This window comes from Citrobacter sp. Ca225 (genome assembly GCF_030337175.1).
Lineage (GTDB): Bacteria > Pseudomonadota > Gammaproteobacteria > Enterobacterales > Enterobacteriaceae > Citrobacter_A > Citrobacter_A amalonaticus.
Genome location: NZ_JAOWCD010000063.1, coordinates 209,309 through 227,738, shown reverse-complemented (window position 1 = coordinate 227,738; position 18,430 = coordinate 209,309). Strand labels below are relative to the sequence as shown.

Genomic DNA, 18,430 nt, shown 5'->3' with positions numbered 1-18,430 from the left:
CCATGCCGAACTCAGAAGTGAAACGCCGTAGCGCCGATGGTAGTGTGGGGTCTCCCCATGCGAGAGTAGGGAACTGCCAGACATCAAACAAGTGAGAAGGCCATCCGAAAGGATGGCCTTTTTGCGTTTATACGCCGAAAAAACGGTAGGCCGGGTAAGGTGAAGCCGTCACCCGGCAGAGCAAACGACTAATGAATCACCTGAGACAGGAATGCTCGAGTACGTTCTGATTTAGGATGTGCAAAAAACTCATCCGGCGGGGCCTGCTCAACAATTTCCCCACGATCCATGAAGATCACCCTGTCAGCCACCGTTCTGGCAAATCCCATCTCATGCGTGACGCAAAGCATTGTCATTCCTGATTGCGCCAGGCCAATCATCGTATCCAGCACCTCTTTCACCATTTCGGGATCCAGCGCCGACGTGGGTTCATCAAAGAGCATAATTTTGGGTTTCATACATAGCGAGCGGGCAATGGCCACGCGTTGTTGCTGTCCTCCGGAGATCTGCCCTGGAAATTTATGTGCGTGCTCTGCAATACGCACACGTTCCAGGTAGTGCATCCCCAGCGCTTCGGCTTCTTTTACCGGCATCTTACGCACCCAAATCGGTGCCAGCGTACAGTTTTGCAAAACCGTCAGATGAGGAAAGAGATTGAAGTGCTGGAATACCATGCCGACTTCCTGTCGGACGCGCTCGATGTTGCGGATGTCTTCATTCAACTCAATGCCATCGACAATAATTCGTCCCTGTTGATGTTCTTCCAGATGGTTAATACAGCGGATGGTGGTTGATTTTCCCGAACCTGAAGGCCCACATAACACAATGCGTTCCCCCTGTTTAACGCGCAGGTTGATATCCTTAAGGACATGAAACTGTCCGTACCACTTATTGACGTTTTCCAGCGTAATCATCGCGTCGGCAGGTTGTATTAATAGTTGGCTCATAGAATCCTCAGTGCGGTGTACGCCCGGTGTTAAAGCGCTTTTCCAGATGCTGGCTATAGCGCGACATGCTGAAACAAAAAATCCAGTAAATCAGAGCAGCGAAGACATAGCCTTCTGTCGACATACCCAGCCAGGCAGGGTCAACTGTCGCTTGCTGCACGCTGCTGAACAGATCGAACAAACCGATGATGATGACCAGACTGGTATCCTTAAACAGGGCGATAATGGTGTTCACCAGTCCAGGGATCACCAGCTTCAGAGCTTGGGGAAGAATGACCAGCCCCTGGGTTTTCCAGTAGCCCAACGCCAGCGATTCTGCTGCTTCGTATTGCCCTTTCGGTAATGCCTGCAGCCCCCCACGAACCACTTCCGCGACGTAGGCCGACTGGAAGAGGATCACGCCAACCAGTGCCCGAATAAGCTTATCGATGTTGGTTCCTTCTGACAGAAACAGCGGCAGCATGACCGAAGACATAAACAGGACGGTGATCAGCGGGACGCCACGCCAGAACTCGATAAAAATGACGGATAAGATCCGCACGACGGGCATGTGGGAGCGACGTCCCAGTGCCAACAAAATTCCTAATGGCAGTGCCCCCGCGATCCCGACGGATGCGATGATTAAGGTCAGCGTCAGCCCACCCCATTGGCGTGTTTCAACGCGATCCAGACCAAGAAATCCGCCATACAACAGGAACCAGACAGTGATCGGGTAGATCACGGCCCAGATGACGATATAACGCCCGCGACCCGGCAACGCTTTCCAGAACATCGGCACAATGGAAGCCAACCCAATGATCAACGCCAGGTTGATACGCCAACGCTGATCATGTGGGTACAATCCATACATGAATTGTCCAAATCGTTCATGAATAAACACCCAGCAGGCGCCCGCTTTGGTACAGTCAGCACGCGTGGAGCCCACCCAGTTGGCCTGCAGGAACGCCCAGTTCAGCAAAGGGGGAATTAACTCCCACATCAGCCACAGACAGAACAGCGTCAGCAGGCTGTTTGACCAACTGGAAAAGAGGTTCTTCCGTACCCATACGATCGAACGACCAGGGCCGTTACTGGCCGGGCGCATGGGATGAGACAGCAGTGCTTTTGTCATCATGATTCCTTAGCGCTCAATGAGGGCGATTCGGCGGTTATATATGTTCATCAGCAGCGAGATGCTCAGGCTGATGATCAGGTACACCGACATCGTGATGGCGATCGTTTCGATGGCCTGTCCGGTCTGATTAAGTACCGTACCGGCGAACAGCGATACCATGTCGGGATAGCCAATGGCGGCGGCCAGCGATGAGTTTTTCACAATATTCAGATACTGGCTGGTCAGCGGTGGAATAATGACGCGAAGTGCCTGAGGAATGATGACCTGGCGAAGGGTCACAGTATTAGGTAACCCGAGAGAACGGGCGGCTTCATGTTGACCGTAGGGAACGGCCTGAATGCCTGCACGAATGATTTCGGCAATAAACGCCGAGGTATATACCGATAACGCCAGCGTCAGGGCTGCCAGTTCAGGAATGAGCACCATTCCGCCACGGAAGTTGAATCCGCGTAGTTGTGGGATATCCCAGTGCAGCGCCGCACCAAAAAGCCAATGCGCGATGAGCGGCAGCAGCACAATCAGGCTTAATGCAGTAGGCCAGGTTCTGCGAAGTTGTCCCGTTTTCATCTGATGCATTTTATTGAAGCGGAACAGACCCACGGACAGCGCAATGGCAATCACTGCCGAGAGCACGAAAGCGAGTACGCCTTCCCCTAACTGCGGAGACGGGATATAGAGTCCCCGATTACTCAGAAAGACCATATCCAGCGCGCTTGCGGCCTGACGGGGGCCGGGCAAATTGCGCAGAACCGCGAAGTACCAAAAAAAGATTTGCAGCAGAGGCGGGATATTACGAAAGGTCTCAATATAAATCGTCGAGAGTTTACGCAGTAGCCAGTTATCTGAAAGGCGTGCCAGCCCGAGAAAGAAGCCGATAAATGACGCAAAGACAATACACAGCGCGGAAACCAGCAGCGTGTTAAGCAAACCCACCACAAAAACACGTCCGTACGTGTCACCCTGCTGATAGTCGATTAAGTGCTGGACGATGCCAAACCCAGCGCTACGGTCGAGAAAGGCAAAGCCCGAGGTAATGCCGCGACTGCTTAGATTATTAATCGTGTTATGAATGAGATAGATAGCAACTGCAACGACCGCAAGAATGGCGAGGATCTGGAACAGCCAGGCGCGGACCGCAGGGTTTGAAATGGAGAGCGACCCTTTTACATTTGAGCGGCGATGGAACATAAGAAAGCCTCGGTAACCATAACTCTGAACTGAGCGCCGCTAGTGCGGCGCCCGTTACATCACAACGACTTAACGCACTGGCGGTGCGTATTGAATGCCGCCGTTATTCCAGAGATTGTTCTGTCCACGTTTGATCTTCAGTGGACTTTCCGATCCGACGTTGCGTTCAAAGATCTCCGCATAGTTACCCACCTGCTTGATGATGTTGTAAGCCCATTTATTGTCGAGCTTCAGATCTTTGCCGTAGTCGCCTTCTTTGCCCAGCAGGTGCGCCATATCTGGTGTTGCAGGGTTCGCCGCTTTCTCATCGACATTCTTCGATGTCACGCCCATCTCTTCGGCATTCAACATGGCAAACAGCGTCCAACGCACAATAGAGAACCATTCGTCATCACCGCGACGAACAACTGGCCCCAGCGGCTCTTTCGAGATCACCTCTGGCAGTACAAGCCATTCAGCCGGGTTGCTGAGTTTGATGCGCAGGGCATACAGTTGGGACTGGTCAGAGGCGAGGGTATCGCAACGTCCGGACTCCAGCGCTTTTGCCGACTCATCTGAGCGGTCAAAAGTCACCGGGGTGTATTTCATGTTGTTGGCTTTGAAATAATCCGCCACGTTCAGTTCCGTATCTGTTCCCGCCTGAATACAAACGGTGGCACCATCTAACTCTTTCGCGCTTTTCAGACCCGCTTTGTTGTGGGTCAGGAAACCAATGCCATCGTAATAGGTAACGCCAGTGAAGGACATGCCCATTCCTGCATCACGTGAGGAGGTCCAGGTCGTATTACGGGAGAGAAGATCGACTTCGCCAGACTGTAATGCGGTGAAGCGTTCTTTTGCGGTGAGAGGGGTATATTTTACTTTTGTATCATCTCCCAGGACGGCGGCGGCAACGCCACGGCAAACATCCACATCTATCCCGGAGAATTTCCCGTCCGCGTCAGCGTAAGAAAAACCGGGAAGACCGTCACTGATACCGCATTGTACGAACCCTTTCTTTTTTACAGCATCCAGCGTGGTTCCCGCATGTGCCTGATTGGCAACCGCAAGCAGCACACCGGCCGCAGCCAGTGTGGCTATCATCATCTTTTTCATAATGCATCCTGTGTGGCAAAGAAATTATTGTTATAGAAAGACGTTCTGCAACGTCTTTAACCTGTCTGTGGCATTGGCCATACTCTTCTAAGCAAAGGTAATGCCAGGTTTTGCGCGTGAATATCCGACGCAATAAGCAGAGTGTAGACAGGAAAAAATAAAATCAGCGCCCTGAAATAGTGCGAAATTGAAACGTAAGCCACATTTTGGAGCAAAATATTTAAAATAATGCTCGCAAAATGAAATAACGATTTCAGGCGTGAATATCGAGAGCGTGAGTATTGAAAGATAAATGCGAAAAGAGAAAGGGTTGGACGTTATTGATTATTAAAATGTATTAGAACACGTATTTTTCAACACATTGAATGATATGAAAAACCGTATTCTTAGGCTAAGAGCGCGGCAAGTACCGCGCTCTGAGAATGTTATTTTGACAGTGCGATGATCCCCATCGTCAGGCCTGCAACCGCTGCGGCCCCGCCAGCAATGGCGCCTGCGGTTTCCCAGTTATCCTGAGTCGTCCCTTTCATACAGGTGTTGGTATGAACAAGACGTCCTTGATCATCATAAACCGGAACGCAGGGGGAATCGTGTGCACAGCCCGCCAGCAATGCAGTGAGCAATGCTACTGGAATTAATCTTTTCATGGTGTTACCTCAAAAATAAGCGTTCCGCTAAATGCAGCAACAGGGAATGCTGCTTTGCGAATACGAAATGAATTTTACCACCGCTTAAAAAAAGATTGGCATATGGAATAATCTCAATTCATGTGAATTGTAAAAATAATGAAGGAGTGAATTTAGTATTCCGCAGTGCAAATGACTATCTGTTTAATAAATAAAGAAAGATACCTGAAGGAAAAAGGCGTCCGTAGACGCCTTAATTTACACATTAACGCTGGGATTTGTTAAACCGGCCTCTGACGACCACAAAAAACACCGGGACAAAGAAGATAGCCAGCAGCGTTGCTGTCAGCATCCCTCCCATCACACCGGTTCCGACTGCATGCTGGGCGCCACTCCCTGCCCCGCGACTGATGACCAGCGGCATTACGCCGAGGATGAAGGCGAGTGAGGTCATCAGAATAGGGCGCAGGCGCATGCGCGCAGCCTCAAGCGTTGCCTCGATCAGGCCACGACCTTCTTTCTCCATCAGATCCTTGGCAAATTCCACGATCAGAATGGCGTTTTTCGCGGAAAGCCCAATCGTGGTTAACAGTCCGACCTGAAAATAGACGTCGTTATTTAGCCCACGCAGGGAAGCGGCCAAAAGGGCACCCACCACGCCGAGCGGGACCACCAGCATCACCGAGAACGGAATGGACCAGCTTTCATACAGCGCGGCAAGACAGAGGAACACGACGATCAGCGAGATAGCATACAGTGCCGGCGCCTGATTGCCGGACAAACGTTCCTGATATGACATCCCCGTCCAGTCATGACCAATACCATTAGGCAGTTTTGACGCGAGACTTTCCATCATGGCCATCGCTTCACCGGTGCTTCGACCGGGGGCCGCCTCACCCAACAACTCCATCGATGGCATACCGTTGAAGCGTTCCAGGCGCGGAGAACCATACACCCAGCGGGCTGAGCTGAAGGCTGAAAAAGGGACCATCTCGCCGTTAGCACTACGAACGTACAGATTATTGATATCTTCTGGCAGCATACGGAATTTCGCATCTGCCTGAACATACACTTTCTTTACTCGTCCGCGGTCAATGAAGTCGTTAATATAGCTGCCGCCTAACGACGCAGAGATGGTTTCGTTAATGTCTGACAGCGCAATGCCAAGCGCCTGTGCTTTTTCCTGGTCGACATCCAGCTTGAACTGAGGGGTATCCTCCAGGCCGTTAGGTCGAACACGGACCAGCAGATCGGAATGCTGAGCCACCATACCCATTAACTGATTACGTGCTGATGTTAGCGCTGTGTGCCCCAACCCCCCCTGGTCAAGCAGTTCAAAATCGAAACCCGTCGCGGTGCCCAGTTCAATTATCGCCGGCATGTTGAAGGGGAAGACCAGTCCATCCTGGATCTGGCTGAACGCGCGAGTTGCACGCGCAATTACCGCTTCAACGCTGTTTTCCTTGCCGCTACGCTCATCCCAGGGCTTCAGGCTGATGAAGGCCAGACCCGCGTTCTGCGCCTGGCCGCTAAAGCTAAAACCGTTGACCGTAAACACGCTTTCAACGTTCGCTTTTTCGTGAGTCAGGTAGTAATGGGTGACCTGATCCAATACATTTTGGGTTCGTTCCTGGGTTGAACCTGCGGGTAGCTGAACCATCGTCATGAATACGCCCTGATCTTCATCAGGCAGGAAGGAAGTGGGGAGACGGAAAAACAGTACCCCCATTCCGACAACAATCAGGATGTAAAGGAGCAGGTAGCGTCCGGTTTTGCGCACAATGCCGCTGACACTGTTGGTGTAGTGGTTAACGCTGAGATCAAATTTGGCATTAAACCAGCCGAAAAATCCGCCTTTCTTCTCGTGGTGTTCGGCGGACGCTGGTTTTAGCAGCGTTGCGCAAAGTGCCGGCGTCAGGATCAATGCCACCAGAACCGAAAGCGCCATTGCCGACACAATCGTGATGGAAAACTGGCGATAAATAGCCCCGGTGGAGCCGCCGAAAAAGGCCATCGGGATGAAGACGGCAGACAGCACCATCGCGATCCCAACCAGCGCCCCCTGGATCTGCGACATGGATTTCTCGGTTGCCTCTTTGGGCGGCAACTTTTCTTCCATCATCACCCGTTCAACGTTTTCCACTACCACAATGGCGTCATCGACCAGCAGGCCGATCGCCAGCACCATCCCAAACATCGTCAGGGTGTTGATCGAGTAGCCAAACGCCGAGAGCACGGCAAATGTACCCAATAGCACAACGGGAACCGCAATCGTCGGAATGAGCGTTGCGCGGATATTCTGTAAAAACAGATACATCACGAGGAAGACCAGGACGATCGCTTCGAACAGTGTTTTTACCACTTCGTGAATGGAGATCTTCACAAACGGCGTGGTGTCATACGGGTAAACCACTTTCATCCCTTGCGGGAAGAAGGGTTGCAGCTCAACGAGTTTGGTTTTAATCGCTTTGGCGGTATCCAGAGCGTTGGCCCCGGTCGCCAGTTTGATCCCCAGACCCGCAGCCGGTTTACCGTTAATTCGGGCGACAACGTTATAGTTTTCTCCCCCCAGCTCGATACGAGCGACATCTTTAAGGCGAACGACAGAGCCATCGCTGTTTACCCGTAATGTGACTTTGCCGAATTCCTCAGGATCTTTCAGTCGCGTCTGCGCAATGATAGAGGCGTTCAGTTGCTGCCCCGGTAGAGCAGGCGTTCCGCCCAACTGACCTGCTGCGATCTGGTCGTTCTGTATTTTTAGTTGATTGATCACATCGACCGGCGTGAGCTGGTACTTGTTCAGCCGATTCGCATCCAGCCAGATACGCATCGCGTACTGTGCGCCAAACAGCTGGACGTCACCTACACCGTTCAGGCGGCTGATCGTATCTTTTACGTTTGAGGCGACGTAGTCGGAGATATCGTCCTGGGTCGTTTGCGGATCGTCAGAGACAAACCCCGCCACCAACAAGAAACTGCTGCTCGACTTTTCTACGCTAATCCCTTGCTGTTGAACTTCCTGAGGCAGCAATGGCGTCGCCAGCTGCAGTTTGTTCTGTACCTGCACCTGGGCAATATCCGGGTCGGTTCCGGACTGAAAGGTTAACGTAATGGTCACGCTACCCGCAGAGTCGCTGGTGGAGGACATATACATCAGGTTATCGATACCGTTCATATTCTGTTCGATAACCTGAGTCACCGTATCCTGCACCGTTTGCGCATCTGCCCCTGGATAGTTCGCGGAAATGGCTACCGCTGGTGGCGCGATAGTTGGGTATTGCGCAACGGGCAGTTGCATAATCGCCAGAGCGCCCGCCAGCATCAGTATGATGGCCAGAACCCAGGCAAAAATAGGACGCCTGATAAAGAAATTTGCCATGTTCGGTTACCTTATTGCGCCGCTTTTGCCGCAGGAGTATTGGCATCCGTGGTAGCTTTCACTTTCGTGCCGGGATGGGCTTTTTGTAATCCGCTGACAATCACCTGATCGCCTGGATGTAGGCCTTCGCTAATCAGCCATTTGTCGCCGATAGCCTGCGAAGCGACAACGGCGCGTGGCTCAACCAGGCTCTGGTCATTGACGACCAGTACCGTCGCATCGCCACGAGGCGTACGCGTTACGCCCTGCTGGGGGATCAAAATAGCGTTGGGCTGAACACCTTCGTCAATGCGAGCGCGAACAAACATCCCCGGCAGCAGAGCGTGCTGTGGGTTAGGGAAGACGGCGCGAAGGGTGATGGAGCCTGTGCTTTCGTCCACCGTGACATCCGAAAACTGCAATGTCCCTTTCAGGGGATACGCCGTACCATTTTCCATCACCAACTGGACGCTGCTGCTGGCGCTGTCTTTATGCAGGCTACCCTGTTCAACGGACTGCTTCAGTCGCATAAAGTCGCTGCTGGACTGTGTGACATCGACATAGATAGGATCGAGTTGCTGCACGGTAGCCAGTGCTGTTGCCTGGCCATTAGTGACCAGCGCGCCTTCCGTCACGCTGGATTTGCCAATACGACCATCGATCGGCGAGGTGACTTTGGTGTAAGCAAGATTGATACGTGCGCTCTCCACTGCGGCTCGTGCGGCAATGACTGCCGCATCGGCCTGACGCGCATCTGCAATCGCCTGGTCGTATTCCTGTTGGCTAATGTATTTTGTCCCTACCAGCGGAACATAGCGCTTAACCGTCAGGTGTGCGATGGCGGCGGCAGCTTCACTTTTCGCCAGTTCCCCTTTCGCGCTATCGTAATCTGCCTGATAAGTGGCAGGATCGATCTGATACAGTGACTGCCCGGCCTGAACATCGCTGCCCTCGGTGAAGTTTCTTTTGAGAACAATACCACTGACCTGTGGACGAACTTCCGCAATGCGGAATGCCGAGGTGCGTCCTGGCAGTTCGGTGGTTACTGCTAATGGCGCGGCGGTAACCACATGAACGGTCACCTGCGGTTCGGTTGCCTGAGCGTGCTTATCTCCCTGATCGTTACAACCGGCAAGTAACGCAGCAGAGATGAGGATAAATGAGGGCAGGAGTGAAAACCTGGCATGTTTCGTCATTACTGTTCCTTAAAAACCAATAGCTCGTTATTTACCGGATAACGGTAAGGCGATAACGTGCACGAAGAAATAATAGTTGGCTATCCTACAAATTATTAGCGTGCGATGTAAGCGATAGTTATTTTATGGCCGGGTCTACGGCACGTAAAAACAAAAAAGTGATGGCTTTGTCTTTTCATTTTGTTTTTCTTTGTCATGCCTTGTTGCTGGCTAATATATTTGGAAATGTACATTTGTTGTATGAATGTTTTTGTTGGTTTTTATTTGTGGGGGTTATTTGATTGAATGTTTTGTGCTGAGGCTATTCGCTTTTGTTTCATCTCGGAACGGATGAGGTGATACAGTTCTTTTTGAACGGCAATTGTGAATTGCCATATTTCTGTTTTTTATCCTGCTCCTGAAACGATAACTTATGGCTAAAAGAACAAAAGCCGAAGCGTTAAAAACGCGACAACATTTGATTGAGACTGCAATCATCCAGTTTGCCACGCGAGGCGTTGGCAACACGACGCTTAACGACATTGCCGACGCGGCCCGGGTCACGCGGGGGGCTATCTACTGGCATTTTGACAACAAAACGCAGCTCTTCAATGAACTCTGGCAACAGCAACCGCCATTACGTGATCTGATTCAGGACCGGTTAGCTTTGCATGACTGCGATAATCCCTTGCAGCGGTTGCGCGAAAAGTTAATTGCCGGATTGCAATATATCGCGGAAATTCCCCGGCAGCAGGCCTTGCTGCAAATTTTATATCATAAATGTGAATTTCATGAGGGGATGATACCAGAACAGGAAATACGCGAGAAAATTGGGTTTAGCCAGAGGGGACTACGCGACGCGTTGCAGGCGAGTATGACGGAAGGGTTAATTTCCAGAACTCTGGATTTAGACGTTGTGTTAATTATTATTCACGGTAGTTTTAGCGGGATCGTGAAAAACTGGTTGATGAATTCTACCCGCTACGATCTTTATCAGCAGGCACCGGCGCTGGTGGATAATGTATTAAGGATGTTAATTCCTGATGGATATGTCATGCAATTAACATCGGAAACCCTATAATCATTTCTCCTGTTTATCAATCACACGCTATTGTAATTCGGTACAGTTGACCAGCTTGAGCGGATTGACAGAATCCATATTGCGGCATTTATCGACTTCTGTGGTGATCAGTTCAATCCACTGGATCAGTAACGCATCAAAAAGGAACACGGAGACCGCAAAAACAACCAGCCACCAATACTTACGAATCATTGCCAAATCCTGTGTATTCATGCCCAAGCGTGCAGGAAATATACACGAAAAATGCGTCCTGAAAAGCAGGCTTACAATGCTTTTACTTTGCTGTCATCTTCACCACATCTGACGCCGTTCGACTCTTTTTCGACAGGTTTTTCGTCTTTCTCTTTTTGATTTTCGTCAGCTCTTCCTGGGAGTAGTGTGAGCTGATGTTCAGCCGTCTGAGCCCCATCTTCACATACTCATTATTGACCTCAATACCGATGAATTTACGTCCCGATTCCACGGCCACAGCACCTGTCGTAAAGCTGCCGGCGAAGGGATCCAGCACCGTATCGCCAGGATTGGAGGAGGCCAAAACGATCCGTTTTAGCAGGGCGATAGGTTTTTGCGTCGGATGGTTTTCATATTCATCCATCAAATAACGCACGCGGGGAAATTCCCAGACGTTGCCCGGAACTTTTTGCGTGTTGTAAGGCTGTGGTGGGTTTTTACGGTAGTCAATCAGCGCTCTTTTCGCACCGGTTTTGGTCTCAACCAGAATAGCGTCACTGTTGAAAGTGTACTGTCGGGCATCTTTGACCATCATCAGGATCGGTTCGTACATTGAGCCAAAGAATTTCTTCGCCTGCACGCCTGAACTGTCATAAGACCAGACAATCCGGCTTTTGATGGTAAACAGCGTTCTGCATTTGAGATCGATATGCGGCATGTTTTCGGTGCTGTTCATGATGTACATCGTGCCCTGTTTTTTCAGCACCCGATGACACTCCTCAATGCACGCGAACAGCCAGCCCAGGAAGATGTCTTCGTCCCAGGACTCGACCATCCCGTCAAAATCCTTTCCGATATTGTAAGGCGGGTCGGCAAAGATTAAATCGACGCTTTCAGCGGGGAGTTTCTTAAGTTCTGTCAGCGCATCTCCGTGGATGATCGACGCGGATTCATCACCAAAGTAGTGTGGCTCACATCGTGAGTTCATATCGGCTCCACAAAAGAGGCGTATAAAAAAGGCGCTTCCCCATGCCGAGTAGCGCCTTTTTAAACAAGCAATTAGCTAATCGAGATTAGTTCATGCCGTATTTTCAAAACCTACGTTTTTTACAGTTTAGCATGGTTCGCTAACGTTCATTCAAAGCATTGAATAAAAACAGGAATATTAGTTTTCCTGTTTGCCTTTGTTCATTGCCGTTCATAGAGTAACATTGATATGTGCAGTCAGTGGTGCAGTCAGTTTCCAATATGAACTAAGGTTTTCTATGGCTGGTGGAACGAACAAATTAAGCGATACATCTCTGCGTAAGATGCTAGGGAGGGAAAGCCCCAGCGATAGCTTCTACGCTGATGGTGATGGGTTGAGCATAAAGGTTTCTAAGATCGGCGTGCTTACTTGGTATTTCACATTCCGGATCGGTGGGCGTGAATCCAATTCGCAGCGTATTAAGCTGGGTAACTATCCAGACCTTTCGCTTAAGTCGGCCAGAGAAAGGCGCGAGCAGTGCCGTGCATGGTTGGCAGAGGGGAAGAATCCAAGGCACCAGTTAAGCATTTCCACGCAGGAAACCCTAAAGCCGGTAACTGTAAGGGAAGCCCTGGACTACTGGATCGGGGAATATGCAACGCATAAGCGGGCGAACGTAGAAAAACATATTGAACAACTGAACAGGCATATCTACCCATATATTGGGGAATACCCGCTTGCTATGTGTGAAACGCGTCATTGGCTGGAGTGTTTCAGCCGAGTGAGAAGTAAGGCGCCGGTAGCAGCCGGCTACCTTCTCCAGATGTGTAAACAGGCATTAAAATTTTGCCGCGTACACCGTTATGCAGTGAGTAATGTACTCGACGATCTCTCTATTGATGATGTTGGCCGCAAGCAAAATAAACGTGACCGTGAGCATACCAGGCAGGAACTGGCCGATATCTGGCGTGAATGTTCAAACCTGAAATTTAAGCCTTACTATGCCACGTTGTTACGTTTATTGGTGGTCTTTGGCTGCCGTACTCAGGAGTTGCGCCTGTCCCGTGTCACGGAATGGGATTTACATGAATGGATCTGGACGGTGCCGAAAGAGCACAGCAAAGGTGGAGAAAAAATTGTCAGGCCAATACCTGTGGATATCAGGCAGTTTGTAAAAAATCTAATTGAACAGAATAGAGATAACAGTCTGCTGCTTGGTGAAATTAAAAAGCCGGAGGCTATCAGCCAGTGGGGAAGAATGCTGTATAAGCGAATGGGGCATAACACCCCCTGGACACTTCACGATTTGCGCCGGACGTTCTCCACAACGCTAAATAACATGGGGATCGCTCCACATGTTGTAGAACAACTGCTAGGGCATACGCTTGGTGGAGTTATGGCTGTATATAATCGTAGCCAGTATTTACCAGAGAAATTGGATGCGCTGAATAAATGGATGGAGCGATTAGACATCATCTCTGACGTACATGCTAACGTAACTATTTTGCAGGTGAAAAAGTGAGAATAAGTAAGAAAAGTAATATGCCAAAATGGTTTAATTTAGAAAATTATAATAAATTCATTACATTGGATGATGAGATGTTCATTACCCAAATAATCGTTAGAAGTAATGACGAGTTGACGGGGTTATTTGAGCAAGATGGTTATTTTGAAGAGAAGTTATCCGCTGGATTGTACCCATTGACTTATCCACAGTGTAATTTAAAAAAGATTTCTGATGGTCCAAGAATAGCAGCAAGCAGGATTTTTCAACCAATATCATTACTTTCTTTAGGTTTTATTATCGAAAATGTTAATGCAACTATAGGTGATGGGAAAGAAAATCCCTACAGTCATATAGATGCAATATCTAACATTCCTTGTTTTGATGGTGACATTCACTGCTCTATTAGATTGGATGCCCAAGATGATCTTATTATAAATGACTTAAAACGGTTGTTACCTCAATGGAGAAAGCAGTTGGGGATAAACCTTGATGAAGATAGAATTAAAAATTCTTGGGCGGTAGTAAGAAGTAAAATAATAAGCTATCAGGCAATTGCTTTATATGATCTGCTACTCTGGCAAAAGGCTACCGGGAACCAGATAACAAATGGAGTATTGGCAGTTTCTCTTTATCCTGAAGGTGATTTTGATTCCACAAACATTGTACAAACTATAAAACCATTTGTAGAAAATTTGTTTAGCAATTCATCTATAGAAAAATTTGACGCAGAAATATCTAACAAAAAAAGTGAGAGATAAATTATTTTTGAAAAAATCGTAAAACAGATATGTTATTTCAATAGATATTTACTATGAAAATGCCCTCGAACTTTAATGAACGAGGGCATTTTTCTATGAATCATTATGAACAATCAATAATTCCATCTGAGCGAATGATCCGCGAGGTCGAGTGCCGCCAGTTAACGGGCATTTGCCGCACCACCCGTTACATGATGGAAAAAGAAGGGAAATTCCCAGCACGTCGCAAGTTGGGGGGACGCGCAGTGGGCTGGTTGCTGTCTGAAGTTTCCGCTTGGCAGAAAAGTCGTAGTAAAGCGGCATAGGGGGCGGAATATGGCACATAAAACAAAGGCGGCCCCGCATGGCCGCCAATGTTGGTCCTGTTGCGACAAGACAAAGCTGAATCTGGATATTACCAGGACTTGCTCTGGCGGTCAAAGAATGAGCAAGCGCAATTCTGCGCCCGCTGATTTTATTCAGTTTTTTTGCAAAGCCTTTTCGCATCCAGTCCGTAATACATCGTGTTCATTGCTTCCGCAAAGACTCTTTGTCGTGAAGCAGGATTTTAAGAGAAAGGCGACAACAATTAAAACAGCCGCCAAGATGATAATTTTTTTCATTGCTCATCCTTTTGGCTCGATGCCGCGTGATTGTAGCTCTTTCCTGAGAATACGTTTTATCCAGGTGGCAAGGGAGGAATCGCCATCCAGTTTTGCAACTTCCTCAAGTTGCGCACGGAATTCTTCCGGTAAGCGCATTTGGTATTGCGGTGATCTCTTTTCTTGCTGTGTTGACATGGTCGTTACCGGAGCCTATTATCATTTACATGGTAACGACCATTGTAATTACAGTTACCACAAAAAACAACGCCCCGTAGTGCTCGTAACACATACAGGGCGTCTCACCAAACCGTTAAGTGAGGTAACAGTTATGGCTGACAATCAGTCTACCCAAACTCGCCCGGAATTTACATGGTTATTCCTGGCAACGCCCAAGCAATATCCCGACAGCACACCAGTTGTACTGCGCATTGATGCCGATACGGAAGAGGAAGCTCGTGCAGCATTCTGTGGCTGGAATATGGTTTTCGCCGCCAGAATTTGTACTCATACGCGCTGGAGAATAACGTTTTACAGTGATGTTAATCGATTATCCGCGATGCTTGAAACCGAGCTGGTGGAGGGGGTTTTTCATGTCTAACAAACAATCCTCCGATCTGAATAAATTACTAGCTGCTGTAACTGACATGGATAACTTGTCTCAGACAGCATTCAAGCAGATAGCAGCAATCTCCACGCTTTTACTCTACTGGCTTAAAACACCGCAAGGGCAAGTTAATACCGATATTACAGTCGAAGCACTGAACTGTATTACATACCTTGCACAAAGCACCTGTGAAAATATTGGATATGAAGCTGATGGTGTTGGGTGCGCTTATGATGATGACTCAAAGAAAGGGGGTGAGTAATGATTAAAGCCTTCCATGTATACGGGTTCGCCGTTAATAAGCGCGGCCACACGGTAGGTATTCACTACACCCTGAACAGCACAAGTCCTGAGGAGGCTAAATCAGCAGCGCAGTTACTAGCTCTGCGAGGTGGTTATAAACACATTCGCATCAACTTTGCCAGAGAGGTGCAAAATGCGTGATATCTATCATCTTCTTGATAAAAGCTACCCTGAATTTCAACACCTCTCAGATGAAGAACTGGCAGAGTCTGCTGATACATATGCAGGGGCGGTTTTTGCCATCAATAGTGCGCTTCAACTGATCGGTAATCTGGCTCTTGACGCAACGGAATCGGAAGGGTATTCCGGCGATGATGCCCTCCGCGACATAGACCTTATCAGCAATGTATTGAGACACCTCCCGAGGATGATGCAAGCGCTCAATAATTGCAGCCAGTCTGCTGAATATGTCCGAATGGATCGCTTAAAAGCAGGGGGCCAAAAGTGATAAATCCTGAAATCAATGACCGCTGGTCGGAAAAGCATGGCGCAATGATTACGGTGAACAACATCGCCTTTAACCGGGTGACGTTCGTTCGTGATGGCTACGAATTTCCCTGCGTTTTCTCGCTGGAAAGATTTGTTAAAGAATTTACTTTTGTAAGCCGGGGAGAGGGATATGAAAAACGCGCCTAATGTCAGGCTACTCCCGAAAGACAAATTTACTGAAGCGATTATTTTCGCGGGTAAAGATGCATATGCCCACGCTAAGGGCTGGGAAGAGGGATTAGGTAAGCAGGTAGCCGGTGATTCCATACCACCGGTTTATCTTGGGCCGAAGCAACTGGCGGAACTGGATAACCTGCAAATTATTGATGAGGGACGGCGTTCAGCGCGGGTATACCTGGCTGGCGATATCGAGCCGATCATGATTAATGCTATTGGCGAGAAGCTGGCGCAGGCGGCGGTGCAGGATGCGAAATTGTATAATGGTATCCCTGACAGGAACCCGGAGGACTGGCGCGAATATCTTAACCGGCTTCGGGAGCAATCCAAAAATGAAGAAAACAATATCCACCAGTTGCCTGTAACGAAGAGAGCGCAACTTCAGACATTCATTGAGGTTAGTCCGGCCCTTAACCAGATGGGGGCCAGTCAACGCGGAGAGGTGCTTCTTGCGCATTACGATGGTGATCTGGCTATTCACGCTGATTCTGACACGGTTCACCACTACAACGGAGTGATCTGGAATCCGATTCCGGATAAAGAACTGCAACGGGAAATGGCACAAATCTACATTGATGCAGAAGTGGCCTATTCGCAGAACGCCATTAAATCGGCGGTGGAAACCATGAAGCTAAGTCTCCCGGTCATGGGGGTTACGGCCCGTAACCTCATTGGCTTCAGCAATGGAGTATTTGATACCCGGACGGGGCAATTCAGGGAACATATTAAGACCGATTGGCTGCTGATCGCCAGTGAACTTCCGTTCAGCCCACCAGCCGAGGGGGAAACTCTGGCCAGCCATGCCCCGAACTTCTGGAAATGGCTTCGCCGTTCCGTAGCCAACAATGACCGCAAGACAGATCGTGTATTGGCTGCATTATTTATGGTGCTGGCTAACCGTTACGACTGGCAGCTTTTTCTTGAGGTTACGGGGCCGGGTGGTAGTGGTAAAAGCGTTATGGCGGAAATTTGCACGATGCTGGCGGGTAAGGCCAATACCGTATCAGCCAGCATGAAGGCGCTGGAGGATGCGAGGGACAGGGCGCTGGTGGTTGGCTACTCGCTGATCATCCTGCCGGACATGACCCGCTACGCTGGCGATGGTGCAGGCATTAAGGCTATTACAGGCGGCGATAAAGTGTCGATAGACCCCAAACACAAAGCGCCTTATTCGACGCGGATACAGGCGGTAGTGCTGGCCGTCAATAACAACGCCATGACCTTCAGTGATCGAAGCGGGGGGATATCGCGCCGCCGGGTGATATTCAATTTCACCGAGGTAGTGCCGGAAAATGAGCGAGATACGATGCTAGCTGAGAAGATAGAGGGGGAGCTTGCCGTAATCATTCGTCACCTGCTGACCCGCTTTGCCAGCCAGGATGAAGCCAAACGGCTATTGCACGAACAGCAGAAATCCGAAGAGGCACTGGCTATCAAGCGTGAGGGAGATTCGCTGGTGGACTTCTGCGGCTACCTGTTGGCGTCGGTGGCATGTGATGGGATGTTTATCGGTAATGCCGAGATAGTGCCGTTCAGTCCGCGCAAATATCTCTATCACGCTTATCTGGCTTACATGCGGGCCAATGGACTGAGCAAGCCAGTATCGTTAATGCGGTTCGGTACTGATATGCCGGGCGCAATGGCTGAGTATGGCAAGGAGTATCAGAAGCGGAAGACCAAGCACGGTATTAGGTCAAACGTTACGCTACACGATGATTCAGACGACTGGATGCCATCCTGTTCCGGTACTTCTGAAAACAGCGGGGTAGAGTAAAGTTATAGAATAAGTGTTCACCAGTATTCACCATGTTAAAAAGTTTATTTATAACAGATAGTTAATGGGTGAGCACTTATTTATTAAGTATTCACCAAGTATTCACCTGTTCACCTTTTGATTGATTTTTGTTCTAAAGGGTGAAGGGTTGGGTGAACACTAGTGAATATCTGAAAAAATAGTATTCACCCTATAACCTTATGAATTTAATTAAGAAATTAGCAAGGGTAAACAGGTGAACACTTAAACGTATATTTTTTAATTTTATAGCAGACTAAAAACATAATTGGTGGAGGTGAATGATGATCGTTAGTGATTTCATGGACGAGCCGGAGCTGTTCGCGCTGCTGGGTAAGAAGAAAACAGCCGTGTGGCGATTACGCAAAGATCATGGATTCCCCAATCCAGTACTCACCTACCCTTCACGCTACAGCCGTAAAGCTGTAATGAAATGGCTTGAGGATGGGGGCGTTAACAAAGTTGTCTAAGATTAGCTTCTTTATACCTAGGAT

At 49.1% G+C, this 18,430-nt stretch carries 22 protein-coding genes and 1 rRNA gene; 12 read left to right on the top strand and 11 right to left on the bottom strand.

Annotated elements, in window-relative coordinates; translation table 11 throughout:
• Positions 1 to 82, top strand: a 5S ribosomal RNA gene (rrf, locus tag OGW13_RS25840); the annotation flags it as partial.
• 106 nt (positions 83 to 188) lie between these two features.
• Here rrf and OGW13_RS09290 read toward each other — a convergent pair.
• From OGW13_RS09290 to OGW13_RS09260, 7 genes are all read right to left on the bottom strand, one after another.
• A complete protein-coding gene (locus tag OGW13_RS09290; RefSeq protein ID WP_042324914.1) occupies positions 189 to 947 on the bottom strand; it encodes an amino acid ABC transporter ATP-binding protein in 759 nt (252 codons plus the stop codon).
• 7 nt (positions 948 to 954) lie between these two features.
• Positions 955 to 2,058, bottom strand: coding sequence for an amino acid ABC transporter permease (locus tag OGW13_RS09285; RefSeq protein WP_287115981.1), 1,104 nt, complete (start codon positions 2,056 to 2,058; stop codon positions 955 to 957).
• A gap of 9 nt (positions 2,059 to 2,067) precedes the next feature.
• The gene (locus tag OGW13_RS09280) at positions 2,068 to 3,249 is read right to left on the bottom strand and encodes an amino acid ABC transporter permease (RefSeq protein ID WP_287115970.1); all 1,182 of its coding nucleotides are present in this window, start codon (positions 3,247 to 3,249) and stop codon (positions 2,068 to 2,070) included.
• Positions 3,250 to 3,318: 69 nt separating this feature from the next.
• Entirely contained in the window at positions 3,319 to 4,344 is a 1,026-nt protein-coding gene (locus tag OGW13_RS09275) for an amino acid ABC transporter substrate-binding protein (protein WP_042998362.1), read from the bottom strand.
• A 425-nt stretch (positions 4,345 to 4,769) separates the two neighbouring features.
• Complete coding sequence (locus OGW13_RS09270) at positions 4,770 to 4,991, bottom strand: putative periplasmic lipoprotein (RefSeq protein ID WP_000825639.1); 222 nt, start codon at positions 4,989 to 4,991, stop codon at positions 4,770 to 4,772.
• 244 nt (positions 4,992 to 5,235) lie between these two features.
• Positions 5,236 to 8,349 (bottom strand): efflux RND transporter permease subunit, encoded by a 3,114-nt coding sequence (locus tag OGW13_RS09265; protein ID WP_109739785.1) that lies wholly within the window; start codon positions 8,347 to 8,349, stop codon positions 5,236 to 5,238.
• Between the two features lie 11 nt (positions 8,350 to 8,360).
• Entirely contained in the window at positions 8,361 to 9,524 is a 1,164-nt protein-coding gene (locus OGW13_RS09260; protein WP_044263683.1) for an efflux RND transporter periplasmic adaptor subunit, read from the bottom strand.
• Positions 9,525 to 9,936: 412 nt separating this feature from the next.
• On the opposite strand from OGW13_RS09260, the gene envR reads away from it, so the two are divergent.
• Positions 9,937 to 10,584 (top strand): acrEF/envCD operon transcriptional regulator, encoded by a 648-nt coding sequence (envR, locus tag OGW13_RS09255; protein WP_142764821.1) that lies wholly within the window; start codon positions 9,937 to 9,939, stop codon positions 10,582 to 10,584.
• A gap of 27 nt (positions 10,585 to 10,611) precedes the next feature.
• Here the strand turns inward: envR and OGW13_RS09250 are convergent, their stop codons facing one another.
• Both OGW13_RS09250 and yhdJ read right to left on the bottom strand, forming a co-directional pair.
• Positions 10,612 to 10,776 carry a DUF2556 family protein gene (locus OGW13_RS09250; RefSeq protein ID WP_042998358.1) on the bottom strand — a complete coding sequence of 55 codons (165 nt, stop codon included), beginning with the start codon at positions 10,774 to 10,776 and terminating at the stop codon, positions 10,612 to 10,614.
• 82 nt (positions 10,777 to 10,858) lie between these two features.
• Positions 10,859 to 11,743 (bottom strand): adenine-specific DNA-methyltransferase, encoded by an 885-nt coding sequence (gene yhdJ, locus OGW13_RS09245; RefSeq protein WP_044263680.1) that lies wholly within the window; start codon positions 11,741 to 11,743, stop codon positions 10,859 to 10,861.
• A gap of 277 nt (positions 11,744 to 12,020) precedes the next feature.
• Here yhdJ and OGW13_RS09240 point away from each other — a divergent pair, with 277 nt between their 5' ends.
• The 3 genes from OGW13_RS09240 to OGW13_RS09230 all read left to right on the top strand — a co-directional run bounded on the left by OGW13_RS09240 (position 12,021) and on the right by OGW13_RS09230 (position 14,292).
• Positions 12,021 to 13,244, top strand: coding sequence for a tyrosine-type recombinase/integrase (locus OGW13_RS09240; RefSeq protein ID WP_284885827.1), 1,224 nt, complete (start codon positions 12,021 to 12,023; stop codon positions 13,242 to 13,244).
• 20 nt (positions 13,245 to 13,264) lie between these two features.
• The gene (locus OGW13_RS09235) at positions 13,265 to 13,987 is read left to right on the top strand and encodes a DUF6387 family protein (protein WP_287115965.1); all 723 of its coding nucleotides are present in this window, start codon (positions 13,265 to 13,267) and stop codon (positions 13,985 to 13,987) included.
• 95 nt (positions 13,988 to 14,082) lie between these two features.
• On the top strand, positions 14,083 to 14,292 hold the full coding sequence (locus tag OGW13_RS09230; protein WP_284885829.1) for a helix-turn-helix transcriptional regulator: 210 nt from the start codon (positions 14,083 to 14,085) through the stop codon (positions 14,290 to 14,292).
• Between the two features lie 153 nt (positions 14,293 to 14,445).
• Here OGW13_RS09230 and OGW13_RS09225 read toward each other — a convergent pair whose 3' ends face one another.
• Positions 14,446 to 14,589 (bottom strand): hypothetical protein, encoded by a 144-nt coding sequence (locus OGW13_RS09225; RefSeq protein ID WP_287115963.1) that lies wholly within the window; start codon positions 14,587 to 14,589, stop codon positions 14,446 to 14,448.
• 3 nt (positions 14,590 to 14,592) lie between these two features.
• Positions 14,593 to 14,766, bottom strand: a complete 174-nt coding sequence (locus OGW13_RS09220) for an Arc family DNA-binding protein (protein ID WP_283317703.1) — start codon at positions 14,764 to 14,766, stop codon at positions 14,593 to 14,595.
• Here OGW13_RS09220 and OGW13_RS09215 point away from each other — a divergent pair.
• The 7 genes from OGW13_RS09215 (at position 14,765) to OGW13_RS09185 (ending at position 18,406) form a co-directional block, all read left to right on the top strand.
• Complete coding sequence (locus tag OGW13_RS09215) at positions 14,765 to 15,169, top strand: host cell division inhibitor Icd-like protein (RefSeq protein WP_353622475.1); 405 nt, start codon at positions 14,765 to 14,767, stop codon at positions 15,167 to 15,169. The two genes, OGW13_RS09220 and OGW13_RS09215, sit on opposite strands and share 2 nt — an antisense overlap.
• A complete protein-coding gene (locus tag OGW13_RS09210) occupies positions 15,162 to 15,437 on the top strand; it encodes a hypothetical protein (RefSeq protein WP_287115960.1) in 276 nt (91 codons plus the stop codon). Before OGW13_RS09215 ends, OGW13_RS09210 begins: the two co-directional genes overlap by 8 nt.
• Positions 15,437 to 15,619 carry a hypothetical protein gene (locus OGW13_RS09205; RefSeq protein WP_284885832.1) on the top strand — a complete coding sequence of 61 codons (183 nt, stop codon included), beginning with the start codon at positions 15,437 to 15,439 and terminating at the stop codon, positions 15,617 to 15,619. Before OGW13_RS09210 ends, OGW13_RS09205 begins: the two co-directional genes overlap by 1 nt.
• Positions 15,612 to 15,926 carry a hypothetical protein gene (locus OGW13_RS09200; RefSeq protein WP_284885833.1) on the top strand — a complete coding sequence of 105 codons (315 nt, stop codon included), beginning with the start codon at positions 15,612 to 15,614 and terminating at the stop codon, positions 15,924 to 15,926. The genes OGW13_RS09205 and OGW13_RS09200 overlap by 8 nt, the downstream gene beginning before the upstream one ends.
• Complete coding sequence (locus OGW13_RS09195; RefSeq protein WP_287115959.1) at positions 15,923 to 16,114, top strand: DUF4222 domain-containing protein; 192 nt, start codon at positions 15,923 to 15,925, stop codon at positions 16,112 to 16,114. Before OGW13_RS09200 ends, OGW13_RS09195 begins: the two co-directional genes overlap by 4 nt.
• Entirely contained in the window at positions 16,098 to 17,918 is a 1,821-nt protein-coding gene (locus tag OGW13_RS09190; protein ID WP_287115958.1) for a DNA primase family protein, read from the top strand. The genes OGW13_RS09195 and OGW13_RS09190 overlap by 17 nt, the downstream gene beginning before the upstream one ends.
• A gap of 302 nt (positions 17,919 to 18,220) precedes the next feature.
• The gene (locus tag OGW13_RS09185; protein WP_284885906.1) at positions 18,221 to 18,406 is read left to right on the top strand and encodes a helix-turn-helix transcriptional regulator; all 186 of its coding nucleotides are present in this window, start codon (positions 18,221 to 18,223) and stop codon (positions 18,404 to 18,406) included.
• Positions 18,407 to 18,430 lie beyond the last annotated feature (24 nt).

Coding starts and splice junctions, on each gene's coding strand:
- OGW13_RS09290 (WP_042324914.1), bottom strand. CDS start 947: ATGAGCCAACTATTAATACAACCTGCCGACGCGATGATTACGCTGGAA.
- OGW13_RS09285 (WP_287115981.1), bottom strand. CDS start 2,058: ATGACAAAAGCACTGCTGTCTCATCCCATGCGCCCGGCCAGTAACGGC.
- OGW13_RS09280 (WP_287115970.1), bottom strand. CDS start 3,249: ATGTTCCATCGCCGCTCAAATGTAAAAGGGTCGCTCTCCATTTCAAAC.
- OGW13_RS09275 (WP_042998362.1), bottom strand. CDS start 4,344: ATGAAAAAGATGATGATAGCCACACTGGCTGCGGCCGGTGTGCTGCTT.
- OGW13_RS09270 (WP_000825639.1), bottom strand. CDS start 4,991: ATGAAAAGATTAATTCCAGTAGCATTGCTCACTGCATTGCTGGCGGGC.
- OGW13_RS09265 (WP_109739785.1), bottom strand. CDS start 8,349: ATGGCAAATTTCTTTATCAGGCGTCCTATTTTTGCCTGGGTTCTGGCC.
- OGW13_RS09260 (WP_044263683.1), bottom strand. CDS start 9,524: ATGACGAAACATGCCAGGTTTTCACTCCTGCCCTCATTTATCCTCATC.
- envR (WP_142764821.1), top strand. CDS start 9,937: ATGGCTAAAAGAACAAAAGCCGAAGCGTTAAAAACGCGACAACATTTG.
- OGW13_RS09250 (WP_042998358.1), bottom strand. CDS start 10,776: ATGATTCGTAAGTATTGGTGGCTGGTTGTTTTTGCGGTCTCCGTGTTC.
- yhdJ (WP_044263680.1), bottom strand. CDS start 11,743: ATGAACTCACGATGTGAGCCACACTACTTTGGTGATGAATCCGCGTCG.
- OGW13_RS09240 (WP_284885827.1), top strand. CDS start 12,021: ATGGCTGGTGGAACGAACAAATTAAGCGATACATCTCTGCGTAAGATG.
- OGW13_RS09235 (WP_287115965.1), top strand. CDS start 13,265: ATGCCAAAATGGTTTAATTTAGAAAATTATAATAAATTCATTACATTG.
- OGW13_RS09230 (WP_284885829.1), top strand. CDS start 14,083: ATGAATCATTATGAACAATCAATAATTCCATCTGAGCGAATGATCCGC.
- OGW13_RS09225 (WP_287115963.1), bottom strand. CDS start 14,589: ATGAAAAAAATTATCATCTTGGCGGCTGTTTTAATTGTTGTCGCCTTT.
- OGW13_RS09215 (WP_353622475.1), top strand. CDS start 14,765: ATGGTCGTTACCGGAGCCTATTATCATTTACATGGTAACGACCATTGT.
- OGW13_RS09220 (WP_283317703.1), bottom strand. CDS start 14,766: ATGTCAACACAGCAAGAAAAGAGATCACCGCAATACCAAATGCGCTTA.
- OGW13_RS09210 (WP_287115960.1), top strand. CDS start 15,162: ATGTCTAACAAACAATCCTCCGATCTGAATAAATTACTAGCTGCTGTA.
- OGW13_RS09205 (WP_284885832.1), top strand. CDS start 15,437: ATGATTAAAGCCTTCCATGTATACGGGTTCGCCGTTAATAAGCGCGGC.
- OGW13_RS09200 (WP_284885833.1), top strand. CDS start 15,612: ATGCGTGATATCTATCATCTTCTTGATAAAAGCTACCCTGAATTTCAA.
- OGW13_RS09190 (WP_287115958.1), top strand. CDS start 16,098: ATGAAAAACGCGCCTAATGTCAGGCTACTCCCGAAAGACAAATTTACT.
- OGW13_RS09185 (WP_284885906.1), top strand. CDS start 18,221: ATGATCGTTAGTGATTTCATGGACGAGCCGGAGCTGTTCGCGCTGCTG.